We start from the raw sequence: 9281 nt of genomic DNA on the forward strand, positions 1-9281 counted from the left end.
ACTTCCCGCGGCTCTATAAATCTATAGCAGTTGCAAAGCCACGCTGACATGGTGGAGCACGCGCTCCACCACTCTGTCCTGCTGCTCGCAGGTAAGTTCAGGAAACATGGGCAAAGAAATAATTTCAGATGCGATCTGCTCGGTGACGGCATAGTGCCCACCAGCCCATTCTCTTCCCCGGTAAACTTCTTGTAAGTGAAGAGGAATAGGGTAGTGAATACCAGTGCCTATGCCAACTGCGTTCAAGCTAGATCTCAAACTATCTCTATCTGGACTGCGCACGACATAAAGGTGATGGGCAGAACGCGAGTAAGGCGCTTGGTAAGGCAAAATAATGTCTGCTTGAGTATCGCTCAATGACGTATCGTAACGTGCGGCGATCTGACGTCTTTTGTCGTTCCATCTTGCTAAATGGCCAAGTTTCACAGTTAAGAAAGCCGCTTGAAGAGCATCGAGCCTGCCGTTATACCCGTCGATCTCATGATAATATTTTTTGGCCTGCCCATGATCGCGGAGCATGCTGCACAAGGCTGCGATTCTGTCATCGTCTGTCGTGATCGCACCCGCTTCCCCGCAGGCCCCTAGATTTTTCCCGGGATAGAAACTGAACGCTCCAGCATGACCGAGAGATCCCGCCTTTTTCCACCCGCCGAGCTTTTTTGAAAAGTACTCGGCACCATGAGCTTGACATGCATCCTCAATAACAAATAGCCCGTAACGCTCGGCTAAATCAAGTATCGGATCCATGTCTGCAACCTGGCCATAGAGATGTACCGGAACGACAGCTGTCACGGGTCTTCCACTTATTCGAACTCGAAGTTGCCCCTGCCTGTCCACCTCACACTGAGTCTCAATGTACTCCCGGAGATGTTCCGGGCTCATTGTGTAAGTGCAATTATCCACGTCAACAAATGCCGGTTCAGCACCTGTCTGCAGGATCGCCTCGGTCGTGGCAATAAAGGTGTTGGGGACTGTGACAACAGTATCGCCAGGCTTCACGCCTGCAGCAATCAAAGCGAATAGAAGAGCATCAGTTCCACTAGCCACTCCTGTACAGTAGCCAGTTCCACAAAACTGTGCGTATTCGCGTTCAAACCGTTCTACAGCATGACCGCCCACAAACATCGCGGACTGTACTATATCTTTAAACGTGGCCAGTAACTCACTCTCAAGACCACGATGCTGGGTCACTAAATCTAGAAGTGGGATATTATCTGTCGACACCTAAGCCTCCACTCTTTCTTCCTTCATCTCGATGTAACTATGCACTTTTGCAGGATTACCCATCACGATACTATTGGCTGGAACATCATGTGTCACCACACTTCCAGCACCAACAATAGCGTTTTCTCCTATCGTGACCCGGCTAAGAATGGTCGCTCCTGAGCCGACCGAGGCGCCTTTTTTTACCTGTGTTCTTTCCAACACCCAATCCTGTTCGGTCATGAGTTCACCGCGTGAGTTCGTGGCGCGAGGTCGTCTGTCATTGATAAAAGTCACCCCATGACCAATGAAGACATTGTCTTCGATCGTTACCCCTTCACAAATGAACGTATGGCTTGAAATCTTGCAACGATTTCCAATTCTGCTACTCTTCTGCACTTCGACAAACGTACCAATCTTTGTACCATCGCCGATTTCGCATCCATAAAGATTGATAAACGCGGCGAGCTTAACATCTTTGCCCAACTTTACGTCAGGAGATATACGAAGCATGTCGTTCAAAGATATACCGCCTCTCCACGGTTCAGCAGGGACCGGCTGGCTGCCTCTAACATCTGAATGACCCGTCGTCCTGAGTGACCGTCTGTCTGCGGCCTCTTTCCATTGCAGACACAATCTACAAAGTGTGCAATCTCCTCATCAAGCGCCTCAGTTCGGTCCACCTGTGGCGCCCACATATCTCCAGAGCGATAGCTGACAAGAAGGTCGTAAACGGCGCTGCTATTCTGAATGTGGACTCCTTTGTCATACACTCTGATCTTTTCGTCTACTTCAAGGTCATTCCACACCAGCATTTTATTTTCTCCACCGATAAGCGTAGTGCGGATCTTGACGGGCGACAGCCAGTTTACGTTGATATGAGCGATTACCTTATTAGAGAAATATACGGTCAGGTACGCAACGTCTTCATGCCCATTCAAATGTTTTTGACCAGTTGCCGAGATCGCCTCCGGCTTGCCGTCAATCAGATAATCCATAATGGATAAATCGTGTGGGGCCAAATCCCATAACACATTAATGTCATGTTGGAATAACCCAAGATTGACTCGCGTCGAATCATAGTAGTAGAGCTTTCCCAGTGTCCCGTTATCAATGAATTGGCGAATCTTCCGCACAGCCCCTGTGTAAAGAAACGTGTGGTCAACCATGATCTCAAGATGCATGGCCTCAGCTAATTCGATCAATTCGTCTGCTTGCGCCACATTGCACGTAAAGGGCTTCTCTACAAATACGTGCTTCCCGTTCATTAGCGCCTTCTTTGCAAGTTCGTAATGAGTCCATACTGGTGTAACCACGGCAATTGCATCTATATCGGTGGAATAAATAGCATCCATGCAATCGGTCGAGGTCTTTATATCAGGGTAGGACTGAGCTAGACGCTCCAGCATCTTTGGTCTTGTATCGCAGACCATCTCAACTCGGGATCCGGCGCATCGATGAAAATTTCTTACAATATTAGTTCCCCAATACCCGTATCCAATGACTCCAATCTTCAACATGCCCTTACCTCGGCTTCTCACAACAGGTTCGTAGGACAGGTAAACTCCCATGGAGCAAGCCCCTGCAACCAACAGTAGATGCTTGCGATCCCTACAGGACGGCTTTTACGCAAGCGCTTCCTGCCAGGCTTAGTTTGCCCCGCGCCCAAGAAACATCGCGGCTGGCGTTTGCAGAATGATCTTCAGATCCAGCCACAACGATTGTGACCTCGCATACCGAAGATCCATCCGTACCATTTCATCGAATGTAGTTCGGGAACGGCCATGGACCTGCCACAGCCCGGTTAGCCCAGGTTTGATCTCCATTACGCGCCGCTTGTGCCATGCGCGGTAGCAATCGAACTCGTAAGGCAGCGGCGGCCGAGGTCCAACAAGCGACATTTCACCTAGCAGCACATTAACAAATTGGGGCAATTCATCCAAGCTTGTCCTTCTGAGTATTCGACCTAGAGGTGTTATCCTCGGGTCAACCATCAGCTTATAGAAGCCATTCGGTTGCTGTGCCTGCTTACTTCCATTGATTAATTCCTTGACGTAGTTGCGATGTATCGTCTGATCATTATTGATGCGCATTGAGCGAAACTTATAGAAATTGAATAATCTTCCATACTGTCCAACTCGTTTATGGCAAAAAAATACCGGCCCGCTGGACGTAATTTTAACTAGCAGTGCAATAGTAGCGAAGACTGGGATGAGCAGCAGAAGAAATAAGCAGCTTCCTGCAATATCAACCGTCCGCTTTAGCACATCTGAATGGCGTTTTGTCCATGGCTTTTGATAGAGATCTCGATAGATAACTTCTCCCGCATCATCCGCGTGTCCGCTGTCCGCTGAACGATGGGGGAGAACATGGATCGCTAGCTCAAGCCTGCGAAATTCTTGCGGGGAAACTGCCTGCTGAACCGCAGAAGAGATCTTCTGTATAAGCAGTTCAACTTTGGCGTTGTCCACATGGCCGATTTCAGTTAGCAGAACACCAAGCGTAAGATCTTGTTCGTACCATCCAATCGAATCCGTCTCTCTTTTACAAGAGGATACAGACATAGCGACGCTTGGTGCCAGATTCAAATGGCCTTCATTCTGAAAGCAATCGCCGCTGATCAGAACCAGTACAAATGGCCTGCCGGATCGTTCCGCCCTCTTATGCTCGTGATTCAGAGCTTGTAAAAATGCAGTGCTCGGTGTGATATCCCTGGCTGACTTCCCATATACAGTGGGCGCAAAAGCCATTGAACTCACCTTTATCCCTGATGACACATCGACCTCCAGGCGTCCATTGCTAAACGCACGTACGGCTTTTTGTTTCAACCGGCCTTTTCAAATAAGACCGTGCAAGCAATGAGCGCCGCATCGATTTTTTACCAACAACTGCAGTTTAATAACTACAAATAACAGTCGTTCTTGTTATTTCCACTCACTTCAGACTCAACATCTTAGATTTAGTCTTTTTTATACCCCAAGAATCTGAAACGACACGCTGATGTTCGCTATAGTAACTGTCGTAGCACTTCTGGCTTTGGACATTCGCGCTGTTTAGAATTGTGACGATGATCTTTTGCCTATCGAGGGCACCGAGTGCTTCCTCCAGCATTGGCTTTGACGTGACGCCCCTTCGCGTAACCAGCAGTACTGCATCTGCAAGCGCTGCGAGGATCCCTGCGTCAGCGAACGGTACGAGCGGAGGAGAATCAATGATGACCCAGTCGAAATTATCTTCGAGCTCATCTAGCTTCGCCGCAAACTCAGGTGACTGCAAAATGCTACCTGGCACCTCGACTGGTATGCCGGCTGGAAATACCCATAGTGGAAGCCCTTCAGCCTTCCGAAGAAGCGGCGCGCGATAGATACCTTGGTCGCACCACGTTTGCATAGATGAGTTATCCACTACATCGAACCAACGGCTCATACCGGAACTGCGAAGATCGCCGTCGATAAGCAAAACCCTCTTGCTGTACATAGCTAGAGTTATCGAAAGATTTGCCGAGATTAATGTCTTTCCTTCTCCTTGAACTGCGCTTGTAACAAGTAGCTTCTTAAGGGGATGACGCGCTTGCGCCTGGCTCAGCCGAGAAGCTAGAGTTCGTAGAAGTTCTGCACCGAGGCACTCTGGTTCATTCTTTGCCACGAGGCGATCTGTGGGTTCAGCCGGAACCTTGAACTCGGCACATGCCGTTACCTTGTCCGTGAGATAGTCTGTAGCTCTTGGCCTACAAACAGCATCACAACCATTGATGGTGCGTTCCTTTACATCCGTACTATGGATCGAATTGAAGATTGAGTCTTGAATCATCTATTTGGGATTCTATTCGAGCGGTTAAAAAAATTGGATACCCACCGGTCAAATTTAGGATTTGTAATACCTGAGCAGTGTAATAGCGGGGATAGTTATAGCTAGAATTATGGCTATAGTGACTTCCAGAACTTTACGTCGGCGCATCTGAGCGAGTTCTCGCGGAGTGGCCATACTCGGCAGGGGAAGAATGTATCCGCTCCCAATGCACTCAGACAACTCTGACGCTTCATAGATATAAGGATTCAACGCACCCAATAGAAGTGCTATTGCCAATCCAATTGCCAGACCACCAGCCAGGCCGGCAGATGAAAACACTACCTCGTTGGGCCAGTATGGTTTGATGGGGAGATTTGCGGGATCGATCACTCGAAATTGCTCACCTTCTGTATGCCCTTCAAGTTCGGTCGCCATCTCAGACTGCAGTTTTTTATTCAGCAAGGACTCGTAATAAGTTCGCGATTGATCATAGTCGCGATTTACGGCCGCAGCCTTCTGTTCATTGTCCGGAGCTGCATTGAGGCGGGATTGGTATACTCCGATCTGCTTTTCGATACTATGAAGTTTTTCTTTTTCACTTGCGGACTGAAGAGCATCCGCTGATAGCTCACTATTAATCTGAATCATAAGTGGGCTGTCCGGGACTGCTCTAGGCGAGACACTTCCACTACCTGGAGTAGGCGTAGCCGGAGTTGAAGGCCGCAGAGATGCAACTTTCGCCTGTTGTGCCTCAAGTTTGGCAATTTGCTGCTTTACTGCAATGATCTCAGGATAACTGTCCGTGTAGCGGGCCTCAAGCTCAACGAGCTGTGCCTTCAGTGTATTCACCTGAGCGTCCAAGGCTTGTGCAGGGCTTATGCCGGAGGCAGTAGGCGTTCCGGTAGCCTGATATTGACGATATAGCGACCTAAGATAGATATCATGTTGTTGTGTGTGACTTAGAGCGTCGTTGGCGTCCTGTAGCTGATTTTGTAAGCCCGCGAGGATCTGGAGATTGCTCTGGATCTGTTCAGGCAATTCTCCTGAAGACTGAGTCCTGAACTCTCTAAGTTTTTCCTCCTGCGTTGCCAGGCTCTGCCGCGCTTCCTCTAATTGACTCTCTAGAAAAGATGTTGTGTCCTCAGAAAGTCGCTTGCGGTCTTGAATGGTCTCGCTAATGAATTGTGTGGCAAGTTCATTAGTCACCTCTTTAGCAGTGGTTGGATCTGACGCAGAATAAGAAACTTGAAATGCTGCCAGTTCTCTCTTGCCTGCCTCTTCAATCAGCTCAATCTTGATGTCCTTGCGCATCCTTTCGGCCAAGCCATCCGGGTCGCGGTAGTCCGCTTCGTTGCCGTAAAGATGAAATTTCTGGATAAGCGCAAGCAGCCCTGTTCTGCTTAACATTTGTTCTCGGATACTCTGCAGCCTTTGCTGCTGAATATCCGCGGAGATATTCGGCTCTACCAGGTAATTAGGGACTTTTTGCTGCTCTATCAAAATAACGGTCTCTGAGCGATATTTGTGAGGAACGCTATGGGCCGCAACAATACCAGCACCCCAACCGAGAGTCAGGCAAGCCCCGATCATCCACCGTCTTTCGATTAGCCTGATTGCCAGGCGACTTTTCGATGGCGTAGGGGCTGGCGTGCGTTGTTGCAGACTACTCATTGTTCTAAAAGGCCTCGTTCAAGGAGATGAATAACACCGGGTGGCAAATTCATTGCAGACGAGCAACTCGCGATGAAGACAATGAAGTATGGGCCAGAGAAGGAACGCATTCCAGAAGCGACTCCTCTATCTCCAAGGATACCGATTGTTGGATCAAGGAAACGGTAACAACCAAACTGCAACCTTCGTGGTGGCGAACCACAAATCCTTCTAGTCCCTCAAACATTCCCTCTCTTACCCTGACACGTTCCCCGATAGCGGTAAAATGATGAGGTTGCAATGCACCACCGCGGCTGACGCACAGCATCAGGGCATCGATATCCGCGTCGTCGACTGGCATGGGAACCTCATTGAATGACAACATGCGAATCACACTCGGCACGGATACAACCTTCAGTTTCTCTCTAGTCGAAATACGGGCGAAGATATATCCGGGAAACAGCGGCTGCTCGATCTTGACGCGGCGATCTCTCCATCGGCTAATCGTAGTGATGGTTGGTAGAAAGCTTTCGACAGACTTGTGCGTGAGTTGGTCTGCCACCGACTTCTCATGGCGGGGGTAGGTGTAGGCAACATACCAGCGCCGATCGTCCACGGGAGCGGCAGTCGAAAGGCTTGCCGACAAACATTCAATGTGAGTTCCCATTGCCCTCTCACTTTCCTTCTAGATATATCTTTGGTCTTTTGTGCCGTTAGGCCGCGCTTCGCGTTGGTGACCCACATTGGGCCACTATGCAAAAGTCACTTTAAAGAAAAAGACCCAGTATGCGCCAACTGTTCATGGCTACATAAAGAAGGGGAGGGAGGGCCCGAACATCCAAGTCAACGAATATTACAACTGCTGCTTCGAAACGGATATTAGATCAATTCGCCTTGCATGTTCAATAGGTAGAAGGTTACAAAATTCGTTAGGACATAATGACTACTCTTTGGAAAACTGACCACTTAGAGGAAGGAGCATCCCGGCACGAACAGATTCCATGCTCTGGTAGATGTACTTCACCGCTTTCTGTAGTAGTCGGTCCCGGTTTTGCTATCTACAGATAATTTATGGCCGTATGCGTAAAGAATCAGTTCAGCTCGGCTCGATATCCCAAGTCGGCCAAAAATGCGAAAGAGATGATTCTTTACAGTGTGTTCGCTGACATAGAGCAGCTCGCCAATTTCACGATTTTTCAACCCTTCAGCGACTTTGGAGACGATCTCCTCCTCCCGCTTGGAAAGGAGGCCTTGCCCCTGATTGTCGAACATCATGGCCGGTAGTCCGCCTGACAAGGCTTCAAGGACATATCGCATTTGCTGGCTGCTCGCCCACACCTGGCCGTCGTGGACACAAGTAATACATTTCAGCAATTGCTCGTATGGCTGGTCGCGCTGACAAACTCCAACGGCGCCTGATCGGAAAGCTTCGATTACAAGATCCCGATTATCCTGGTCCAGCAGCAAGATGCAGTTTAGATCGCGGTGGGATTTCGACAGCCGGTGCAAAAGCGTGAAACCGCTCAGATTCCCTTCTCTAAGGGTAGGACTGATCAGCGCGACATTTGCATTCTGGAGAAAAGTATCGTCCCGAAGTTCCGAGCTGACTCCGGTCCATACGACCTCAATATGATGCGAGGGTTCAGTTAAGACTCTCGACATCAGGTCGCAGGACATTTGAGTTGCTTCAAAAATTGCTACACGTATATTGGTCACGTCACTCACAGGCAGAGAAGCTCTACAACAATTCGAAATTCGATCAAGAAAGAAGCAGTACTCAAACCATATTGACGGAAGCTGGCCCGTTACTTGGAACTGTGCTCAAACGTCGACATCCGATTTTACTGTTGAGGTCAAAGGCCTTAAGTTTTAAAAATGAGTTAATGGCTCATGGCAGGAGAAGTTTACGCTACCCATTCATATTGTCAATAAAAACCGTAGCAATAAGTCATCCTATTTCGCAGGATCTAGAGATGTGCAGATTACCATCAAAGACTATGGTAACTTGCGAATTCAGAGCACATGCAATTTGATGCAAGGACAACTTCTGAATAGCTGTGTCTAACGTGAGTATCCTGGCTTCACAATGATAGGTTGATCTGTCTCCTTTGCAGCTCTAGGTGTGAAAACAGAATAGTTCAGAACTAGGCCAACAGCTCAAGAGGGGATGCATCGAGATTCCCCTAAGTCCTTATCTATTCGATATTAGACACACTAGCTTGTTTTCCCTTGCCCCATAAGGAGTTTAGCCATAGAGCCCTGGTTAGCTTTGCAGAAATATTGGACATACTCGCTTGCCAATATGGATCTGAAGATTCTATTGGAATAAGCCAATTGGTATTTAAATTAGGAGTAGATTATTTAGGTGTGTTTCGATCTTCTCAATATGGCCGCCCCTTTGATCACTCTTCGATGCAGTTCTTCAAGAGCTAACGATCTTTCGATAAGCGATCCGACACGATGGTTCGGTGCAAAAAATTGCGCAGAACTTACTGCTTCCCTTCTTACTATTGCCTGTCTGCTATCCATGGCTGTCATAGGATGCGGATCCGGGCCTGCTCGAACAGATCTCACCGGAACGGGAACCACCGCACTCACCTCGACCCTGACGGTCGCTCCCTCCAGCCTCACCTTCGGTG

The 9281-nt window shown here is 48.7% G+C and carries 8 protein-coding genes; all 8 read right to left on the reverse strand.

Annotated elements, in window-relative coordinates:
* Positions 1-21: 21 nt before the first annotated feature.
* Entirely contained in the window at positions 22-1224 is a 1203-nt protein-coding gene (locus tag GSQ81_RS19515) for a DegT/DnrJ/EryC1/StrS aminotransferase family protein (RefSeq protein WP_158912467.1), read from the reverse strand.
* A complete protein-coding gene (locus tag GSQ81_RS19520; RefSeq protein WP_158912496.1) occupies positions 1225-1716 on the reverse strand; it encodes an acyltransferase in 492 nt (163 codons plus the stop codon).
* Between the two features lie 5 nt (positions 1717-1721).
* A complete protein-coding gene (locus tag GSQ81_RS19525; RefSeq protein WP_371715354.1) occupies positions 1722-2774 on the reverse strand; it encodes a Gfo/Idh/MocA family protein in 1053 nt (350 codons plus the stop codon).
* Positions 2775-2852: 78 nt separating this feature from the next.
* Positions 2853-4031, reverse strand: a complete 1179-nt coding sequence (locus tag GSQ81_RS19530; RefSeq protein ID WP_216846514.1) for a sugar transferase — start codon at positions 4029-4031, stop codon at positions 2853-2855.
* Positions 4032-4137: 106 nt separating this feature from the next.
* Positions 4138-5013 carry a CpsD/CapB family tyrosine-protein kinase gene (locus tag GSQ81_RS19535; RefSeq protein ID WP_158912469.1) on the reverse strand — a complete coding sequence of 292 codons (876 nt, stop codon included), beginning with the start codon at positions 5011-5013 and terminating at the stop codon, positions 4138-4140.
* A gap of 54 nt (positions 5014-5067) precedes the next feature.
* Entirely contained in the window at positions 5068-6663 is a 1596-nt protein-coding gene (locus GSQ81_RS19540; RefSeq protein ID WP_158912470.1) for a Wzz/FepE/Etk N-terminal domain-containing protein, read from the reverse strand.
* Positions 6664-6712: 49 nt separating this feature from the next.
* Positions 6713-7309: a transcription termination/antitermination protein NusG gene (locus GSQ81_RS19545; RefSeq protein ID WP_158912471.1), complete on the reverse strand. Its 597-nt coding sequence runs from the start codon at positions 7307-7309 to the stop codon at positions 6713-6715.
* A 353-nt stretch (positions 7310-7662) separates the two neighbouring features.
* On the reverse strand, positions 7663-8367 hold the full coding sequence (locus GSQ81_RS19550) for a response regulator transcription factor (protein WP_158912472.1): 705 nt from the start codon (positions 8365-8367) through the stop codon (positions 7663-7665).
* Positions 8368-9281: the final 914 nt, after the last annotated feature.

The organism is Granulicella sp. L56 (assembly GCF_009765835.1).
In the GTDB taxonomy this organism is placed as follows: Bacteria; Acidobacteriota; Terriglobia; order Terriglobales; family Acidobacteriaceae; genus Edaphobacter.

Excerpts from the sequence above, each read along its gene's own strand:
- GSQ81_RS19540 (WP_158912470.1), bottom strand. The coding sequence starts at position 6,663 with ATGAGTAGTCTGCAACAACGCACGCCAGCCCCTACGCCATCGAAAAGT.
- GSQ81_RS19520 (WP_158912496.1), bottom strand. The coding sequence starts at position 1,716 with ATGCTTCGTATATCTCCTGACGTAAAGTTGGGCAAAGATGTTAAGCTC.
- GSQ81_RS19525 (WP_371715354.1), bottom strand. The coding sequence starts at position 2,774 with ATGGGAGTTTACCTGTCCTACGAACCTGTTGTGAGAAGCCGAGGTAAG.
- GSQ81_RS19545 (WP_158912471.1), bottom strand. The coding sequence starts at position 7,309 with ATGGGAACTCACATTGAATGTTTGTCGGCAAGCCTTTCGACTGCCGCT.
- GSQ81_RS19535 (WP_158912469.1), bottom strand. The coding sequence starts at position 5,013 with ATGATTCAAGACTCAATCTTCAATTCGATCCATAGTACGGATGTAAAG.